This is a genomic window from Vibrio sinaloensis, from assembly GCF_023195835.1.
Taxonomy (GTDB): domain Bacteria; phylum Pseudomonadota; class Gammaproteobacteria; order Enterobacterales; family Vibrionaceae; genus Vibrio; species Vibrio sinaloensis_C.
Window position 1 is genome coordinate 48,928 of sequence record NZ_CP096200.1, and the last position, 17,972, is coordinate 66,899.

15 protein-coding genes are annotated in these 17,972 nt (G+C 47.7%); 7 read left to right on the plus strand and 8 right to left on the minus strand.

Annotated features, from left to right (window positions below):
- Positions 1-32: 32 nt before the first annotated feature.
- The 4 genes from helD (at position 33) to MTO69_RS13875 (ending at position 4,209) form a co-directional block, all read left to right on the plus strand.
- The gene (gene helD / locus MTO69_RS13860; RefSeq protein WP_248334992.1) at positions 33-2,090 is read left to right on the plus strand and encodes a DNA helicase IV; all 2,058 of its coding nucleotides are present in this window, start codon (positions 33-35) and stop codon (positions 2,088-2,090) included.
- A gap of 12 nt (positions 2,091-2,102) precedes the next feature.
- On the plus strand, positions 2,103-2,423 hold the full coding sequence (gene cutA, locus MTO69_RS13865) for a divalent-cation tolerance protein CutA (protein ID WP_248334993.1): 321 nt from the start codon (positions 2,103-2,105) through the stop codon (positions 2,421-2,423).
- Positions 2,424-2,619: 196 nt separating this feature from the next.
- A complete protein-coding gene (locus MTO69_RS13870) occupies positions 2,620-3,459 on the plus strand; it encodes an isopenicillin N synthase family dioxygenase (RefSeq protein WP_248334994.1) in 840 nt (279 codons plus the stop codon).
- A gap of 135 nt (positions 3,460-3,594) precedes the next feature.
- Positions 3,595-4,209 (plus strand): DNA-J related domain-containing protein, encoded by a 615-nt coding sequence (locus MTO69_RS13875; RefSeq protein WP_248334995.1) that lies wholly within the window; start codon positions 3,595-3,597, stop codon positions 4,207-4,209.
- Here the strand turns inward: MTO69_RS13875 and MTO69_RS13880 are convergent.
- From MTO69_RS13880 to tesA, 5 genes are all read right to left on the minus strand, one after another.
- Positions 4,206-4,751 carry a GNAT family N-acetyltransferase gene (locus MTO69_RS13880; RefSeq protein ID WP_432715668.1) on the minus strand — a complete coding sequence of 182 codons (546 nt, stop codon included), beginning with the start codon at positions 4,749-4,751 and terminating at the stop codon, positions 4,206-4,208. The genes MTO69_RS13875 and MTO69_RS13880 overlap by 4 nt on opposite strands.
- Before the next feature lie 61 nt (positions 4,752-4,812).
- Positions 4,813-6,465, minus strand: a complete 1,653-nt coding sequence (locus MTO69_RS13885) for an ABC-ATPase domain-containing protein (RefSeq protein ID WP_248334996.1) — start codon at positions 6,463-6,465, stop codon at positions 4,813-4,815.
- Positions 6,466-6,544: 79 nt separating this feature from the next.
- Entirely contained in the window at positions 6,545-8,455 is a 1,911-nt protein-coding gene (locus MTO69_RS13890; protein WP_248334997.1) for a sensor domain-containing phosphodiesterase, read from the minus strand.
- Positions 8,456-8,669: 214 nt separating this feature from the next.
- A complete protein-coding gene (gene fabV, locus MTO69_RS13895; protein ID WP_248334998.1) occupies positions 8,670-9,860 on the minus strand; it encodes an enoyl-ACP reductase FabV in 1,191 nt (396 codons plus the stop codon).
- Positions 9,861-9,934: 74 nt separating this feature from the next.
- A complete protein-coding gene (gene tesA / locus MTO69_RS13900) occupies positions 9,935-10,534 on the minus strand; it encodes a multifunctional acyl-CoA thioesterase I/protease I/lysophospholipase L1 (protein WP_248334999.1) in 600 nt (199 codons plus the stop codon).
- On the opposite strand from tesA, the gene MTO69_RS13905 reads away from it, so the two are divergent.
- The 3 genes from MTO69_RS13905 (at position 10,533) to MTO69_RS13915 (ending at position 15,375) form a co-directional block, all read left to right on the plus strand.
- Positions 10,533-11,207, plus strand: a complete 675-nt coding sequence (locus MTO69_RS13905; RefSeq protein WP_248335000.1) for an ABC transporter ATP-binding protein — start codon at positions 10,533-10,535, stop codon at positions 11,205-11,207. The genes tesA and MTO69_RS13905 overlap by 2 nt on opposite strands.
- Positions 11,207-13,648: an ABC transporter permease gene (locus MTO69_RS13910; protein WP_248335001.1), complete on the plus strand. Its 2,442-nt coding sequence runs from the start codon at positions 11,207-11,209 to the stop codon at positions 13,646-13,648. Before MTO69_RS13905 ends, MTO69_RS13910 begins: the two co-directional genes overlap by 1 nt.
- A 287-nt stretch (positions 13,649-13,935) precedes the next feature.
- A complete protein-coding gene (locus MTO69_RS13915; RefSeq protein WP_248335002.1) occupies positions 13,936-15,375 on the plus strand; it encodes an FAD-dependent oxidoreductase in 1,440 nt (479 codons plus the stop codon).
- Positions 15,376-15,427: 52 nt separating this feature from the next.
- Here the strand turns inward: MTO69_RS13915 and MTO69_RS13920 are convergent, their stop codons facing one another.
- From MTO69_RS13920 to MTO69_RS13930, 3 genes are read right to left on the minus strand one after another with little or no spacing between them, the layout of a single operon-like run.
- On the minus strand, positions 15,428-16,360 hold the full coding sequence (locus MTO69_RS13920) for a biotin-dependent carboxyltransferase family protein (protein WP_248335003.1): 933 nt from the start codon (positions 16,358-16,360) through the stop codon (positions 15,428-15,430).
- Positions 16,357-17,064: a 5-oxoprolinase subunit B family protein gene (locus MTO69_RS13925; RefSeq protein WP_248335004.1), complete on the minus strand. Its 708-nt coding sequence runs from the start codon at positions 17,062-17,064 to the stop codon at positions 16,357-16,359. Before MTO69_RS13925 ends, MTO69_RS13920 begins: the two co-directional genes overlap by 4 nt.
- The gene (locus MTO69_RS13930; protein WP_248335005.1) at positions 17,061-17,816 is read right to left on the minus strand and encodes a 5-oxoprolinase subunit PxpA; all 756 of its coding nucleotides are present in this window, start codon (positions 17,814-17,816) and stop codon (positions 17,061-17,063) included. The genes MTO69_RS13925 and MTO69_RS13930 overlap by 4 nt, the downstream gene beginning before the upstream one ends.
- Positions 17,817-17,972: the final 156 nt, after the last annotated feature.

Genomic DNA, 17,972 nt, shown 5'->3' on the forward strand with positions numbered 1-17,972 from the left:
GCTGACAACGGATTTTATAGGCTAGTGAAACCATGCTGCTATCGGCAAACAAGACGGCTCGCTTTTTTATTCAGCAAGAGTATTTTCAAGTCGAGGTCGGGACAGACTCTCTTATCATTGGATCTGAGTCGCTGGAAGAACGCATTCCATTTAATGTATGGAATGGACAGGTTGAAATTAAGCATGGGCTGCTGTGGAGCGGCTTGCTGTTCTATGCCCATACGCACCAACAGCAGCGTCTGGGCTGGTTTGTTCAGGGGTTGCCTCGTGACAAATGTCGCGAGTTTGCCAGACAAGCGGTCGCCAGTTACCAGCAGTGGCACAAACATCAGTGTCAGCAACTGTTTAAGTTTCTACCTCGCTGGGAAGAGGCTGTCACCCAGTTCCAGCGTCAACCCAGTTTTTTGACTCACTCCAAGGTCGAACAGTGGTGCCATGAGGTTGAAGAGAACTTGCAACAAATGGGCATGACACTTGAAGACGCTAGACTAAGAATGCCTGAGCGTATGGCTCGCATCGAACCTTGGATTATCGACTCCAATCAGCAACTTACTCAGCGAAACCAAGTTTGGATGGAGACTGAGCTCGACAACTGGCAGGTGCTGTTCTCGCAAATCGAGTCATCGCCGCTTAACCTAAGCCAGAAGCAGGCCGTTCTGCTCAACGATGACAATAATTTGGTGCTTGCCGGCGCGGGCTCTGGCAAAACCAGTGTGCTAACGGCTCGGGTGGCTTACTTGCTGCAAAGCCACTTAGCTCGCCCAGAAGAGATTTTATTGCTCGCTTTTGGACGCGATGCCGCTCAAGAAATGAAGCAACGTCTGGATGAAAAAATTGGCCTGGCAGCTGAGTCTGTCAAGGTGAACACCTTTCATCAACTGGGGCTAAAAATCCTCAATAGTCATGGTGACCCTGTCACAATATCGCCGTTAGCTATCGATGAGAATCAACGCCTTAACTGGTGCATTGATTGGCTGAAAAAGCATTGGATGACCCCCACCAACTTCAAGCGCTGGCAAAAGCACCTCAATAAGTGGCCCATTGCCTACTTAGCCGGTGATGATGAGCTTGGCAGTCACGTTGAAAATCCGAAGTTAATTGCTTGGCTTGAGAAACAGCTTGCTCAACTGGCGGCGATTGCCCAAAGCAAAAAGGAGATTCAACAACAGTTGGTGGATCATCCCGACTATACAAGACTCAATAGTGAACTAGCTTTGGTGTGGCCGTGTTACCAAGCTTGGCAACAACACCTCAAATCGCAGGGCGAAATCGATTTTAACTTGATGATTACCCAAGCGACGAAACTGGTAGAGAGCGGGAAGTTCAAATCGCCATGGCGCTACGTTATGATTGATGAGTATCAAGACATCTCTCCACAGCGCTTGGCTCTGGTCGAAGCCCTGTGCCAGCAAAATAGCGGTAGTGTGCTCTTTGCGGTCGGCGACGATTGGCAGTCTATCTATCAGTTTGCGGGTTCAAATGTCGATTTGACCGTTGATTTCTCAAACCGATTCGCCCATTCGACCATCCACTATCTAGACACAACTTATCGATTCAATGATCGTATTGGCGAAGTGGCAAATCGATTTATCCAGCAAAACCCGGTTCAACTCGCCAAGCCTCTGAATAGTCACAAGCACCAGAAGAGTAAGGCGGTGACGTTGATCGCCCAGAATCGCATTGAAAAGACCTTAGATCAGTTGAATCGAAATGCGAAAACGCCGCAGAGTGTGTTGCTGCTCGGACGTAATCATTATCACTGCCCGGAACTATTTAGCCAGTGGCAGAAGCAGTTTCCCCAGCTCAATTTGCGCTACATGACTTGCCATGCCAGTAAAGGTCAGGAGGCCGACTTTGTGTTTGTGGTTGGGGTCGATGAGGGGCAGTTCCCCGCGCGGGTAAAAGCGCTGCACCTCAGTGATGCGCTTACTCAGACAGACGATCCCTTTCCTTACGCAGAAGAGCGTCGCCTCTTCTACGTGGCGTTAACCAGAGCAAAGAAAAAAGTGTGGGTGGCGTTCAATGGCTCAGGCTCCTGTTTCATCAATGAGCTGATTGAGCACGATTACCCAGTGAGCCTCGGTAAGTAACAGGAGAGTTTGATGAGCGGACAATATTGTATCGTGTTAACCACCACCAATAATCAGCGTAATAGCGAGCAGATCATTTCTACGGTTTTAAGTCGCTCACTGGCAGCGTGCATACAGACGATGCCGATTCAGAGTCACTATATTTGGCAAGGCGAAGTCTGCTGTGATGACGAAATTCTTCTAGTGATGAAAACCAAACGTAGCTGTTACGCCGAATTAGAGCAAACGATCGTGGAGTCTCATGACTATGAGATACCGCAGGTGGTACAGATCCCCTTTAGCGAAGGATTGAATCCATATCTGGCTTGGCTAGAACAAAATACGCGCGGCTGATGTCGACAGCAGGTCAGGTATTTCCCTCCCTGCAACGCTAGTGAGACTCACGACAATTCACAAATTTTGTTGAAAACCAGTTCTGTTGCACACTCTTTATGCGAGCAGTGTTGTTTATGAGCGTAACGTTTGCTTTAACAAAATGTCACATTTACAATCGTTTGCCCAAATAAATAACATAATTAAAAGTAAAGTCATGAAACTGGAAACCGTCGATTATTTAGCGCCAAATGCCGCTGAGCTGTTTGTAAAGTCACTACGCGAAACAGGTTTTGGTGTGCTTAAGAACCATCCAATCCCAAAAGAGCTGGTTGAGTCTATCTACGAAAACTGGTACCAATTTTTTACCTCTGAGCGAAAGAACGAGTTCCACTTTAACGTTGAAACGCAAGATGGTTATTTCCCGCCATCTGTTTCAGAAGTCGCCAAAGGTCATAGCGTAAAAGACATCAAAGAGTATTTTCATGTTTACCCTTGGGGGCAAATTCCGCAAGAACTGCGTGAGCAAATCCTCGATTACTACCAACGTGCCAATGAGTTTGCGCAGCAGTTGTTAAGCTGGGTCGAAGCGCATGCACCGAAAGAAGTACAAGAAAAATTCTCGGTTGCACTGTCAGAGATGATCAATGGCAGCGACAAAACATTGCTGCGGATTTTGCACTATCCACCAATGACAGGTGATGAGGAACCAGGAGCGATTCGCGCTGCTGCTCACGAAGACATCAACCTGCTTACGGTACTGCCAGCGGCCAATGAACCTGGCTTGCAAGTGATGAGCAAAGAGGGCGAGTGGTTGGATGTACCTTGTGATTTCGGCAACCTGATCATTAACATTGGGGATATGTTGCAAGAGGCTTCTGGTGGTTACTTTCCATCAACCACTCACCGTGTAATCAATCCGACCGGAGAGCGCCAAGAGCAGTCGCGAATCTCACTGCCACTATTCCTGCACCCAAAACCTGAGGTTGTGCTGTCTGAGCGTTATACTGCGAACAGCTATCTGATGGAGCGCTTGAGAGAGCTGGGCGTTATTTAATCGCATTGTTATGAATCATAGAGCCGCCGTTATTAGCGGCTCTTTTTTATGGCGCAGCCAACATTTGTGAGAGCGCTAACTCGACAAACGGGTGGGAATAGCTTTAAGTAAAATAAAAAACAGCTAGGTTGGTTTATGAAACAAGGGCAACAAATTACCGCGCAATTTCAGCATTACATGGAAAACCCACTGTTGTGGCCGATCCTAGACGTGCTAAGAAAGCAACCCAGTGGCTGGAAAGTGCATACCCTAGCGTCTCATCTCGGTGAGCTCGGTTACATTCCTGTTCTTGATCCAAGTCCAGAGAAAGACCTGTTTAAACGTAACTTTCTGATAATGAACGCGTTGTACCAACTACAAGAGACACTATACCCTGACAATTGGCTGCAAGTGGAGGCGATGGACATCGTGTTGATGTCTGCTCATCATGCGTCTGTTCACCAAGTTGATCTTCAAGATCCGCTGCGTGATTACTACATTCAGTGGCAAAATTATGAGGCCAACGAGGGGGAAGTAAAACGTTTGTTGAACGAATTTTGGTCTAAGTATCGTGAGTTTGTGGGCAGTACCAACGGCAAAGATATGGATAGGGCCAAAGCCCTAAGTCTATTTGAGCTACCTTGGGATGCCAGCCCTGCCGAAATTCGCCGTACCTGGCGTAAACTTGCATTAAGGTGGCACCCCGATAGAGAAGCGGGTAATAGCGAGCGTTTTCGTGTTTTATGCGAGGCGTGGAATGTGCTTCGTTAGCGGCTTTGCTGCGCGATAAACTCCTCATAGCGAATCGCCAGAATGGTTGTGTTCCACCATTTTTGCTTAAAGTAGCGGTTTTCTATCAGCTCGGCTTCTTTGCGCATACCCATTCTCAAGCAAAGTCTTATTGCTGCTCGATTCTCTGATATGGTCTCTGCGTATGCGCGGTGCACATTCAATTGCTTAAAACCAAAGGTTAGTAAGGCCTGCATAGCCTCTTCACTCGCACCGTGAGATTGATGTTGGCGCATTAGTCCACAGCCGACAGAAGCTTGGCCTTCTCCCTCAAGTCGCAATCCCGCAATACCGAGATACTCACCTGATTGACGATCTTCAATGGCTAAATGATAGTGCTGTCTAGGCGATTGTTGAGCTTGTTCGATAAAAAGCTCAACCAACTGCCGACACTTAGCTGGTGCGCAGTCTTCTTCGCTGTAAAAGCGTTGGTACTTAGGATCTTGGCATTGATTCAGATAGTGGTGATAGTCGCTAGCGGTAAAATCACGCAAACGAAAGCGTCCGGTTTCGATGGAAAACATAGTCATAAACATAAAGGCACTCGAAAGTGCCTTTATACATCAATGCGAATAGCAAGAAAGCTTAAACTGGCTTAAATTGCGACTTGCGCATGCGATTTAGCGCTGCTACAGCATCAATAACGCGTGGCTTAGCTAAGTCACCGTATTGTGGCATGACGTTATACCAACTTTGGTTTAAGTATTGCTCCAACTGCTTCGCAGGATTTTGGCACCAGCCCGGTTGCTGGGCAAATTGGAACCAAAGCCAACCGATGGCGTGAACTTCACTACTGGATTCAAGCTGTTCGAGTGCCGTAAGGTCGATGACCTCTTTGCCGAAACGAAGTGAGTGTACGCCTTTAACTCCAACTCTAAATTTCCCTTCCGCGAGTAGAGCCTGAAGCGCGGTGCAATTGAATGAGCGGGGAGGGAAGGTGGCCAAATTGGATTCCGATTCGTTTTCGCGCTGAGTGGGATGCTGCTCAATGACCTGTCGAGCTTTTTCAGTAACATCAACGGCTTGGTAGTCACTCATTTGAATAACGGTATCGGCAACGTCAAGGTAGTCACCAGAGCCGCCCATCACAATGATGGTTGAAATCTCCAGCTCGTCTCGCAGTTGGCCTATTCTGTCTACCAGTGGGGTGATGGGCTCATCGCCTTTACTGACTAGCGCTTGCATACGTTCGTCGCGAATCATAAAGTTCGTCGCGGAGGTATCCTCATCAATAAGAATGGAGCTCGCGCCTGCCTCGATAGATTCTTGCAGCCAGGCTGCTTGTGACGTTGAGCCTGACGCATCTTGGGTCGAAAAGTTCTCTGTCGACTTAGCCATAGGTAAATGGTTAATGTAGTTCGACAAGTTCAAGTTGTGTACACAGCGCCCATCTTCGGCGCGAATTTTTACTGCATTTGGATCGGTGACAATCCACTCACGGCCATCCCCTGGAATATGATCATAGATGGAACGTTCAATCGCACTGAGCAAAGTCGATTTACCATGAAAGCCACCACCGACAATCAAAGTAATGCCTCTAGGAATCCCCATACCTGTCACTGCCCCTTGATTGGGAGTGTTAAGGGTAACGGCTAGAGAAGAGGGGGATTCAAACGCTACCGCTTGTTTCATAGGCAAGTCGCAGTTCCCAGCGATACGTGGTAACACCGAACCGTTACCGACAAATGCGATCAAGTTGTGGGCATCTAACTGCTCGCGCAATGCTTGTTGATCTTCGACGATCTCACAATGATGTTTCAGGGCTTCAAGATCGAGCTCTCGCTCAATCGTTGAGCGGCGAATAAATTTAGGGAGATGAAAAGTGAGCAGGTTGGTAGCTTTTTTACCCAGTACTGAACGCCCTTCTGCAGGCAAATTGACGCGAAACCTCAGTTCTATCCCTTGCTGAGTAAACAGTACCGCGGTGCTATCGAGCACCGTTTGGCCGTTTAACGCAATGTCGATAGCGGACTCTTGTTTCACCAATTGCGCGAAACATCGAGCGATGTAGTCACGAGCTGCGACCTGGTAAGCATGAGATTTGTCTTGTAGCCAACTTAACCCGGTGAGTGACCAAGGACGCACCGCGCGAAGTCTTGATGCCGAGGCGTACGGATCACCTTGCACGTGGTCAATATGGAGCGTGAAGTCGCTAAAGTCGTACTGACCCTTGATTTGCTGGTAGGCACGATAGTTTTGTTTTTCGATTTTTTTTAGCGTGTTGGTAAGTTTGTCCATATTGAATTCAAATGTAAGTGACAGCGAGGGCGAGGATTATAGGAATCGCTCGCCATAGAGTAAAGGCTTTGACTGTCAGTTAAGAATAGATGAGATGATTGGGGTGCTGGTTTTGGTGCAGAAAATGAGATTCAAATTCATCACATGGCATGGGCTTACCATAGAGATAACCTTGTCCGTAATCGCACTCCTCACTAACGATGAAACTTTCGTGTTGCGTGGTCTCAATCCCTTCTACCGTGACCTGCAAATCCAGTTTTTTGGCGATGGTGATGATGGAGCGTACGATTTCTTTGTCTTGTTCACTATGCTCGAGCTGTTGAATAAAACTCTTGTCGATTTTAATCGCATCAAACGGAAATTTTTTCAGGTAATTGAAAGACGCATAGCCTGTGCCAAAGTCGTCGAGAGACAAAGTAATGCCCAAATCGCTCAAAGCGCTTAAGGTGTTACGCGCCACGACTTCGTCGGCGATCAAGCCGCTCTCGGTCACTTCTAATTCTATGTAGGAGGCGGGCAGTTGATAAGAAGCGAGTAAGTCTTTGAGCTGATTAACAAACTGAGGACTTTGCAACTGTACGGCAGAGATGTTGATACTGACTTTGAAATTGTCGACATGATTCAGCCATTCTGACGCTTTTTGAATGGCGCTACGCAATACAAAGCTGCCGACTTCGAAGATCAACCCATTTTGCTCTGCGAGATGAATCAATGTTTCGTTAGAGATGTCACCAAGAATGGGATGACGCCAACGAAGTAGTGCTTCAGCGCCTATCCATTGATGAGTGACAGGTGAGACTTTCGGCTGAAAATAGAGCAACAAATCGTCGTTGCGTACCGCTTGCAGTAGATAGCTTTCAAGTTGACTGATGTTTTTTTGCGTGTCTGCAATGTCCTGACAATAAAAACTGAATTTATGCCCAGAGTCTTTACAAGATTGCATGGCCTCAATAGCGTATTTAAGTAAGCTTTTTCCGCAGCGGGTGTCATCTGAGTCGGCAACACCGATATAGCTGTGCAGGTGAAGGTGCTCACCATCGACCAAAAACTCAGACTGGCTGACGTCAACCAGTTCGCGGCATAACAGGTTAACATCTCGTTCCAGTTGACGGCTTTCAAGCACGAACACCAAGTCATTGGATGAAGGCCGTGCGGTTATTACCTTGAGCTGGTCATGCTTAATCAAGCGGTTACGAAACTGAACCAAAATCGATTCCCACACGGCATAGCCATACTTGGCTTGAATGCGGCGACCATTGGTAAATCCGATGTGTATAACAGCTACACGTCGCTTACTGTTATCCGCGAGTTCATGTAAACGTTGTTCTGTCTCTGCTTCTAGTGCGGCGCGATTAAGAAAACCGGTACCAATGTCGTGTCTCTGCTGATAACGAATCTTGCGCTCAGCCGCGCGTCGTTTATCGATCTCTTGATTGAGTGAATAGTTGAGTTCAACCAAGTCTTGGGTTCGAGTTTTGACCCGTGATTTGAGCTCAGCATTAACCTGTTGAAGGCGGTGGTTTTGATAAAGCGTTGTCAATTGAGCTTCGATGGAATCGCGAAACGACGCCAACAGTTTTTGGTAGGTTGAGTTAAATGGATTCTCTTGGTCATCAAGCACGCAAATGGTGCCGAATACGTCTCCGTTGGGCCACTGCAGCGGCAGGCCACAATAAGCGATCATCCCTAATTTGATGTCTGGGTTTGTGCACCACTTTTGATCTAACTCGGCATTACTGACTAAAAGCTGCTGCTTGTCATTGACCACGGTTTCGCAATAGAGCCCGTGTCCAAGGCGCTCGGTATCACCAACCTGATAAGGATGAGTATGGTTATTGTTGGCAGAAAAAACTTCAATATGTTGTTGATGGATACGCATGATCAAAGCGGCAGGGACCGCGACAATTTCCGCGAGTAGGTTGACGATCTCTTGCCAGGCCAAGCTCATTTCTGCTGGTATGATCATCGAGCTGGTATTTAATTTGGACATACAGTGTTCCATGGGCAATGAATAAACGGGGAGCCATCCGTGCTCCTCAATCTAATAATAGTCGTTGTGATACGTTGCAGCTAAACTTTACGCTCACACTCTCTTCTGCGCTCAGAATGCACTAGCCAACCAATAAAAAAAAGCCCAGAGCGGGGCTCTGGGCGATTCAATTTGTTGTGTCTCAGTTTTGAGATTGCCTTTTAGAACAATACGTTTATTTAATAAACATATCAGTATCTATCGGTTGTGAGTAGTCGATATTGTCAAAGCCAAATCCGTTTAGGTTTAAAAACTCATTCTTAAAGCCTTGGTAGTCACCTAACTGCTGAAAGTTCTCGCTGTTCATTTCAGCGAGCAGCTGTTTTACTTGGGTTTGGGTGTCTGAGTCGAGCTCTAAATCATCAATACGGATCAGGCGCTCTCCATCGACAGGAACCGGATTCTGGCTATATAACTTAGTGGTAAACAACCGTTGCATTTGCTCGATACAACCTTCATGTGTGCCTTTTTGTTTCATCACTTTATACAGAGCGATTAGGTAAGGGCTCAGGCCAGGAATAAAAACACTCGCTTTCGTCACCAATGCTTTACACACCGCGGCATAAGCGCCACCATCAAAGTTGGCCAGTTTAAGATTGAGTGAGTGACTGGTTTGGTGCAAATCGACTTTGGCACGGCCCAAGGTACCATCAAGATAGATCGGGTGGGTAATATCAGGGCCAATATAGGAGAACGCGAGGGTTTGACACCCAGGCGCAATTGACTCGGCGTTGATCAGTGCATCGATCCATTTTTCCCAATCTTCACCTCCCATCACCTTGATAGTATCGCTGGCTTCTTGCTCAGTCGCGACTTCAAGCCGTGAAGGTTGCCAGTGATCGTTCTCGAGCATCAATGTGGCACCGGAGACAGGTTCTAACATGGGTTTGATTGAGGATCGCCATACCTTATCGCTGTCTGGATCGGGGCGAATGCCACTGGCGACACTGTAAATGATCAGGTCTACTTCACCCTCGAAGTAGGTTTCAATCGCTTCAATCACATCGGCTTTGACTTGGTTAGAGAACGCATCACCATGAATATTAATCGCTTGGCGACCATGTTGCTGCGCGAATTGTTTGAAGTAATAGTCATTGTAAAAACCCGCAGAGCCGGTTCTACCGTCACCGGGTGGCTTTTCAAACGAGACGCTGATGGTATCAGCCTCGGCACCGCCAAAGGTCAACGCAATGCGAGCGGCTAAGCCAAAACCAGAAGAGCCACCAAGAATTAACACCCGTTTGGGGCCATCTTTTATCGCAGGTGCTGATTTTACGTAGTTGATTTGATTAATAAGGGCCTGTTTACAGCCAAGGGGATGAGCGCTTTTGGCAACCACCCCTTGGATCACGGGTTTGATAATCATTATTGTTCCTCTAACGGCCTAAGCATCGTGATAGCCTAACTTAAACGGTTGCGAGGTTTATTGAGCTAGGGCAATTAGAGGTAATTAATCAATTGATTGGCAACAAAATTTGATATCCAAGGCTGCGCTTCCGGTTTAGGGTGTAATCCGTCACTCATCATCCACTCAGGCTTGATAACGACCCCTTCAAGGAAAAACGGCAACAAAGGGACGGACTTACTTTCGGCGACCTTAGGATAAATCGCAGAAAACGCTTCGGTGTAACGTTTACCGTAGTTGGGTAACACGTGAATTTGCATCAAAAGTGGTTTTGCGTTTGCCCCGCGGACCATATCGATCAGCTGTTCGAGGTTGTTTTGAATCAGCCCAGGTGGAAAGCCGCGCAGACCATCATTTGCACCGAGCTCTATCAACACGTAATCTGGTTGGTGTTGATTTAGTAAGTTAGGTAAACGAGCCAAGCCGTTTCCGGTGGTATCACCTGAAATACTGGCGTTGATAACTTGAACAGTTTGACCTTTTTCAGCCAGATCTTGCGTAAGAAGAGAAGGCCACGCGTTTTCTATTGGCATTTGATATCCTGCACTTAGGCTATCACCAACAACTAAAATGCTCTTAGCAAACGCAGGGCTCATAAACAGAATTAATAAGACAAGGGAAAATAGTCGCATCATGCAAACGTCCGTTATTAAAGCTCAATCATTGTCAAAAAGAGTCTCTACCAATCAAGAGCAACTAACCATCTTAAAAGAGGTTAACCTCGAGATTAAAGAGGGAGAGAGTGTCGCTATTGTTGGCACGTCAGGGGCAGGAAAGTCAACCCTTATGACGCTGCTTGCGGGATTAGATACCCCCACCAGCGGCGAAATCGAATTGCTCGGACAACCGATTCATCAGCTTGATGATGAGAAGCGCGCGGCGATACGCAGTGAGTCGGTGGGGTTCGTTTTTCAGAGCTTTTTGCTGATCCCGAGCTTGAGTGCGATAGACAATGTTACGCTCCCTTGTCTGCTTAAAGGGGACGAAGAAGACCAACAGCGCGCGCGAAGCTTGTTAGAGTCAGTAGGACTCGGCAATCGAACCCATCATTCTCCGTCTCAATTGTCTGGAGGCGAGCAACAACGTGTCGCTTTAGCGCGCGCGTTTATGATTCAACCTAAAATTCTTTTTGCTGATGAGCCAACCGGCAATCTTGATCAACAAACCGCAAGCAAAATCATCGAGTTACTGTTCGAACTCAATCACCAACATGGCACCACGCTGGTATTGGTTACCCATGATCCTAAACTTGCTCAACGCTGCGACAGAACCTTTACCATGAAATCCGGTTTGTTGGAGGAGTCATAATGGCGAAGGTAACCTCGAACGGGCTGAACAAGCGATTGTGGTCATGGAGTATCAGTGAGATAAGACACGGTCAACTTTGGCCTGTTAGCATTGCTCTAACCTTAATTATCGCCTGTATCTTTGCACTTACCGCTCTGGCTGAGCGCATGGAGCAGGTGATCGTCAAGCAAGGCAAACAAGCGTTAACGGCGGATACCGTGTTTGTTTCGTCCAACCCGATACGTCCCGACTTTACCGAGGCTACGCAAAACCTCGGCTTAGTGACTTCGGAGCAAACGCGTTTTCGAACCATGGCTTTTAGCGATCAGTCAATGAAGCTGATTACGGTAAAGGCAGTCGACAGCCGTTACCCACTGCAGGGAGAGATGGTATTGTCCAATGACCAGCGGCAATTTACTCGAGTTCAGCCTGGCGAACTGTGGTTAGATGAACGGTTATTTGCGCAGCTTAATGTGAATATAGGTGACGCTGTCACAGTTGGTGATGCTGACTTCACCGTTAGTGGTCGTATAAGCGAAGAGCCCGGCTTAAGCTTTAACCCTTTTCAGCAGATGCCTTCAGCCTTTATCCACAGCAACGACTTAGAAAAAACAGGTGCAGTTCAACTGGGTAGTCGAGTTCGATTCAATGTGTATATCAATGGTGACGAACAGACCATCGCGCGTCTAAAGCAGCAAGTGGAATTAACGCCAAGTGATCGTTGGCGCGATCAAGACAGCGGCAGTCGCACCAATGAAGTGTTTCAAAGGACGCAGCAATACCTCTCATTAACGGTCGCCATCGTTGTCATCATGGCGGCGACGACTTTAGTTCTCACTTGCCAGCATTACGTGGCGACTCGGCGCAAAACCATCGCTATGCTTAAAAGTCTTGGTGCGAGTAAACGTTGGATCACTCGATGGCTGGCAACCCAAGTGCTGATACTGTTTGTCAGTGCGGTGATTTTAGGGGTAGGGCTAGGCGTGTTACTTGAATACTTGCTGCGCATTCCCTTGGTCGATCTACTGCCTAATCCTCTACCCAGCTATGGCATTAAGCCGATTGTCGTATCGGTGCTGACCAGTACATTGATCGCGGTGCCTGCGCTTGGTATTCCTCTGTTAGGGCTGATCAATATCAGCGCTGTCAATGTGATGCAACCGCAAGCGAGTAGTGAACAAACTCGAACGCGATACTGGCTGGTGCTGGTTCCAATCGTGCCGATGATCGCTGCCTACTACAATAATCTGCTGGTCTGGATAGTGTTCAGTGGTATTGTCGCACTATTTTTGGTTCTGGCGCTGGTCAGCGTTAGCTTAACCCGCTTACTTGCAAAAGCGCCGCTCAACACCTCATTCAAGCTCGCGCTGAGCCGAATCAATCGCTCTGTCGCCGCAACCGGTATACAGTTTGGTGCGCTGGCGCTTTCTTTAATGTTGCTTTCGACTATGTGGCTAGTAAGAACTGATCTATTGTCTGATTGGTCGCGTACTCTACCAGAGGATGCGCCGAACGCGTTTGCCCTCAATATTGCGCCATATGAAAAAGATGCCTATTTACAGGTGTTGGATGACAACAATATCGAACGTTCACAAGACTATCCGATCATTCGCGGACGTTTAACTCAAGTCAATGGCATGGACGCGAAACAGGTTGCTCAAGGGGAAGAAGCAAGTGATGCGCTTAGGCGCGAAATCAACTTTACCTTTGCTTCTGGCATTCCTGAGCACAATGAAGTGCTGCAAGGGGCTTGGAGCGAGCAAGGTGGGGTTTCGGTTGAGTCGGATGTGGCGAGGGACCTCGGCCTTAACATTGGAGACCAACTAGACTTTGTGATTAACAGCCAACCGGTCAGCGCGACCGTAAATTCCATCCGCAAGGTTGAATGGCGTGATATGAAGCCTAACTTCTATTTCATTTTCACCCCAGATGTCTTGGCGGACATTCCCACTACGTATCTGGTAAGCTTCAGAGTAAATGAAAGTAACGATGAATTACTCAATCAACTCTCTCGCCAACACCCTACTGTCAGTTTGATGGACATCAGGGTGATGGGGGAGAAGATTCAACAGCTATTGGCGCAGATAGTATGGTCAATCACACTGTTGGCGGGCATTGGTGTTTTGTCGGGATTGTTGCTTATTTTTACTTTGCTTAGGCTTAGCCTTGGTCAGCGGCAAGACGAAATCCAGTTGTATCGAACGCTTGGCGCGAGTAAAAAACGCGTAGAGCGAACCATTTGGGCAGAGTATGGGTTGATGGCTTTGATAGCGAGTGTGATTGCGATTCTTGGCTCGGAAGCCGTGGTTGCAGCCATTATGTGGTTTGGTTTTGAGCTGTCTCCAACGCTGCATACTATGTTGTGGGTGGTTCTGCCGATTAGCACGTTTTTCACACTGGCGTTGGTTGTGAATAGCCTAATTAAACGGCTGTTAATCCCTATAAATAAGGCAGTTAGCTAACATTGGGCAGGCTGAGTTATTCAGTTATCCACAAAAACGGTGGATAAAGTTTGGGATAACTTAGCCTGTAGATAAGTTCAGTTTTGAGATAGCCCAATAGCCATAAAGTCCTTGGCAGATTTGTTATTCACAATATTGATTGTTTCTAATGTGGCAAAATTTGAGTCAAGGTTTTTTTTCACTTTTTTTACGTTTGAAGTTCGCATTTTTACCCTGCAGAAAATGTGATTTTTTTCGCCCAACATAAGCAGTAAAATGTTCCGATAATGAACGAATTAGCAAAATTAATGCAATCTGAACAATCGTCTTTAACTGGCTCGAGAGTCGCGATTATTGGTGGTGGTATTGCTGGCGCTACTGCAGCAGTCCACCTTGCTGAACTCGGTATTGATGTGACTTTGATAGAGAAGGGAGCCAGCTTAGTGAGCGGTCCGCCTATCTGTCATTTGCATGCTGGTGGAAATTTATACAGAGAGATTTCGACTGAGCAGTGCATCGTACTCCTCAAGCAGTCGATCGATACCGTTCGTCTGTTCCCGCATACCATTAACAATCGTCCCACTGTCATTGCTGTTCCCCATAGTGATGGCGGTAGCCCTGATCAGTTACTAGGTCGATTAGACACCATCAAACAATGCTACCAGCAACTGGTTGATAGTGATAAAGCTAATGAAGTGCTTGGCAAACCCCAGGATTACTACAAACTCTATACCCGGACGCAGATTGAAGCATTGGCTCATTGTGAACAACCATTAGAACCAAGTTCAATGGACGAATGGGTTATTCCGTTCGCCAAGCACGCAGACCTTGACGCATTGAAGTTTCCAGTGGTCGTGGTGTCTGAGCCGGGCTGGAGTGTATTCCGCTTAGCAGCCTCAGCCACGTTAGCGCTAGAGAAGATGGCCAACTGCCAACTCATGTTAGATACAAAGGTGGTTGGTATTGAGGAAGCCAATAACGGTTGGAAAATTGAGCTAATCGATAAGCAACAGCAGACCGACTTTTTACAGGTAGATTATTTGGTCAATGCGTGTGGGTATGAGACCGGGTCCATTGACGATCTTGCTAAAAAGAGACGCCAGAGACTGGTTGAGTTTAAAGCGGCCTATGTTACTCGTTGGCAGCAAAGTAATGAGAAATGGCCAGAGGTAATATTTCATGGCCCACGTGGCACAGACCGAGGTATGGCGCAATTAACGCCCTATCCCGATGGTGTGTTCCAACTGCATGGCATGACCAAAGACATTACTTTGTTTGATGATGGCTTGGTGGCCAGTAAACAAGGTTCCTCTCAGCCTCAACTGCCACCGCAGTTGTTGAACAAACTCAATCAAGGTTGGGACCCACAAGTGATGGTTCAACGAAGCCGCCGTGCCATTGAGCACATGGCGCAGTTTATTCCAGATTATGCCAGCGCCGATGAGTACGGCACGCCGCTGTTTGGCGCGCAACAGATTCCTGGGCAAGACGAAACACTCAGAGCGGCAGATGTGACATTTGAAGGCGAACACTACGCGCGTATTGAAGTCGTTAAGGGTTCGTCGGCCCTGGAAGCGGCGATGAAGCTGGTCAAGCAGTGGCAGTTGGCGAACGATAGGAGTGAGTGTATTGAGGCGTTACACCCTGTGTTGCAAGGGCTGACTGCTGAAGAAGTCGAGCTGCGTGCTGAGGAGCTTGCTCGATCAAGAGCTTACCCAGCGCAATTGGCGCAATATTACGGCGAGTGATAAGAAACGGGCGACTTAAGGTCGCCCGTTTTGTTTTATTGAGGGACGGGGCTCAATAGCCAAAAAATCGTGCCCATTGTGCCCATACATCCTGTAGACCGAGTAAATCGCCCCGCACAAACGATACTTTTTGCCCCGGTTTAGCTTGAGCAAGGCGCGGTAAATCAATCCTTGCTACACAACCAATCTTGGGATACCCACCGATAGTTTGACGGTCGTTAAGCAAGATAATTGGCTCACCACTAGGGGGAACTTGAACAGCACCAAGTGCAATACCTTCAGATAGGTACTCTTTCGTTGGAGGTTGGACGCGACTTCCGGTTAGCCGATAGCCCATTCGATTGATCAATTGGCTGACTTCAAATTGCTGGTTGTAGAGTGAGTCAACAGCATCACGCTCAAAATCGTTCACTTGATAGCCTTCAATAAAGCGCAGCTCTAGTGGTAAATCGTAATCTGGCCTATAGCGGAAGGTCATTTGAATCGGCTTGCTACGCATGGCGTGTGGAGTGAAATTAAGTATGTCGCCTTGGGCGAGAGGACAGCCAGATGCAAGCCCGCCCAATTGGTCTCGTGTGACAGTCGCGACGCTCCCCAACTGCGGAGTGACATTAAACCCGCCTTTAATCGCCAAGTAAGCGCGTAGACCATTACGTGGTAAGCCAAACGTTAAGGTTTGACCGCGTACCGCACGAAAGGTAGACCAATTACACACAGGCTCGCCGTCAAGTCTGGCATTGAGATCGCCGCCCGCAATCGCCATTTCGCACGAGGCGTGGATAGCAAACTCGGTCTGACCAAGTGTGATTTCAAGGGTGGCGACGTTAACACTGTTGCCTAGCAGGTGATTGGCCCAACTATAGGCATAATCGTCGACCGGTCCGCCCTGAGCGATACCCAGATGAGCGAGACCAAAGCGACCAAAATCTTGAACCAAGGTTTGTTGCCCAGGCTTAATTACCTCGATGAAGTTGGTTGATGTCATTGCCAATCCTTTTCAATTTTGCCGCCGAGTTCAATAAACTGCTCTCGTTCTATAGGTTCAAAACGAACGCGGGTGCCGATAGAAAAAGGCAGGATATTCGCTTGGTCTGGATGATAGAGGGAAACCGGGCAGTTACCTATGATGTTCCAGCCACCGGGTGATTCAGTGGGATAAACCGCGGTTTGGTGATTGGCGATGCCAACACTGCCTTTCGGAACTCGAACGCGAGGAGAGGCTTTGCGTGGCAACTGAAGCACTTGGTCGACTTCAGTTAGAAAGGCGAAACCTGCCGAAAAACCTATCGCCCCCACCGTATACTCGACGCTATGGTGTCGCTCGATACATTGTTCTATTGATATGCCTTGTTGTTGATAGAGCGCAAGGTCCGGCCCGACTTCAAGATGGTAGTAAACCGGTAAGCGAATCACATTGGCTTGGTGTGCCTCAGGCATATTCTCAAGCGCTTCGGTCACCAGGTGTTCTAAATAAGGGACAAACTCGAAGATTGAAATTCTGTGCGGGAGATAGTCAACCAAGATTGTATTGAACGAGGGGGTAACGTTCATCACCCAGGCACCGAGTTGATTACTAAGATAATGACTGATTTCACCAATCACCCAAGACAGATGATCGTTCGGCTCACTGTCAAATCGAATTAGAATCGAGCACTCAGCGACGGGATCGACAGAGGTGGTGAGCTTCATAGGCTAAGATTCTCCTTGGCCAGTAGTTCGCGTATTTGAGCGATGACCGCAATACTTTGTGGATTGTCACCATGGACACAAATGGTATCGGCCTCGATATCGATGGAGAACCCGTCGATGGTACGTACTTTACGATACTTAGCGATTTGCTGGACTTGGCTCAAAATATCACTGGTCGAGTGCAATACGGCGTCTTGAAGGTTGCGGGGGGCTAGTTGACCATTCGCCTGATAACGACGATCGGCAAACGCTTCGAACAGTAGCGGAACATCGTAACGGTCGGCGAGGTCAAGCAGGGTTTGATTTTCAGTGATCGCCAATGTCATTAAAGGCAGGCCAAAACTAGAAACGGCATCAAGGACGGCTTCGAATATGACTGGATCTTTTTGCATGTCATTGTATAGCGCACCATGAGGTTTTACATAATGGATGTCGGTATTGTGACTCTGACATAACCCCTTGAGCGCGCCGATTTGGTAGATCAACATACTGCTGATTTCATCTGGGTTCATTGTCATCGAACGTCGACCAAAACCCTGTAAGTCGGGATAGCTTGGATGAGCGCCGATCTTAACCTCGTGACTCTCGGCGAGCTTGATGGTTTGGCTCATCACCTGTGGATCTGAGGCGTGGAAGCCGCAAGCGATATTTGCCATGTCGATGTATGGCATAACATCAGCGTCATTGCCCATGGTCCAAGCGCCGAAGCTTTCGCCCATGTCGCAGTTAAGACTGATTGATCGTTTAGTCATGAATTTCCCAAATCCTTATGTATTTCATCAAGTAACATGTTGCAATTGGCCAAATTATTCAGTGATCCATTTCATTATTTGGTGAATCTGTCACCGCCTAGTCGCCTTTCATTGAGGCAAAGCCTATCGACGCTGTCACATTTGTCTTGGATTCGC

Bases quoted from the DNA above. Each gene is read 5' to 3' on its own strand.
- helD (WP_248334992.1), top strand. From the start codon at position 33: ATGCTGCTATCGGCAAACAAGACGGCTCGCTTTTTTATTCAGCAAGAG.
- cutA (WP_248334993.1), top strand. From the start codon at position 2,103: ATGAGCGGACAATATTGTATCGTGTTAACCACCACCAATAATCAGCGT.
- MTO69_RS13870 (WP_248334994.1), top strand. From the start codon at position 2,620: ATGAAACTGGAAACCGTCGATTATTTAGCGCCAAATGCCGCTGAGCTG.
- MTO69_RS13875 (WP_248334995.1), top strand. From the start codon at position 3,595: ATGAAACAAGGGCAACAAATTACCGCGCAATTTCAGCATTACATGGAA.
- MTO69_RS13880 (WP_432715668.1), bottom strand. From the start codon at position 4,751: ATGTTTTCCATCGAAACCGGACGCTTTCGTTTGCGTGATTTTACCGCT.
- MTO69_RS13885 (WP_248334996.1), bottom strand. From the start codon at position 6,465: ATGGACAAACTTACCAACACGCTAAAAAAAATCGAAAAACAAAACTAT.
- MTO69_RS13890 (WP_248334997.1), bottom strand. From the start codon at position 8,455: ATGTCCAAATTAAATACCAGCTCGATGATCATACCAGCAGAAATGAGC.
- fabV (WP_248334998.1), bottom strand. From the start codon at position 9,860: ATGATTATCAAACCCGTGATCCAAGGGGTGGTTGCCAAAAGCGCTCAT.
- MTO69_RS13905 (WP_248335000.1), top strand. From the start codon at position 10,533: ATGCAAACGTCCGTTATTAAAGCTCAATCATTGTCAAAAAGAGTCTCT.
- tesA (WP_248334999.1), bottom strand. From the start codon at position 10,534: ATGATGCGACTATTTTCCCTTGTCTTATTAATTCTGTTTATGAGCCCT.
- MTO69_RS13910 (WP_248335001.1), top strand. From the start codon at position 11,207: ATGGCGAAGGTAACCTCGAACGGGCTGAACAAGCGATTGTGGTCATGG.
- MTO69_RS13915 (WP_248335002.1), top strand. From the start codon at position 13,936: ATGCAATCTGAACAATCGTCTTTAACTGGCTCGAGAGTCGCGATTATT.
- MTO69_RS13920 (WP_248335003.1), bottom strand. From the start codon at position 16,360: ATGACATCAACCAACTTCATCGAGGTAATTAAGCCTGGGCAACAAACC.
- MTO69_RS13925 (WP_248335004.1), bottom strand. From the start codon at position 17,064: ATGAAGCTCACCACCTCTGTCGATCCCGTCGCTGAGTGCTCGATTCTA.
- MTO69_RS13930 (WP_248335005.1), bottom strand. From the start codon at position 17,816: ATGACTAAACGATCAATCAGTCTTAACTGCGACATGGGCGAAAGCTTC.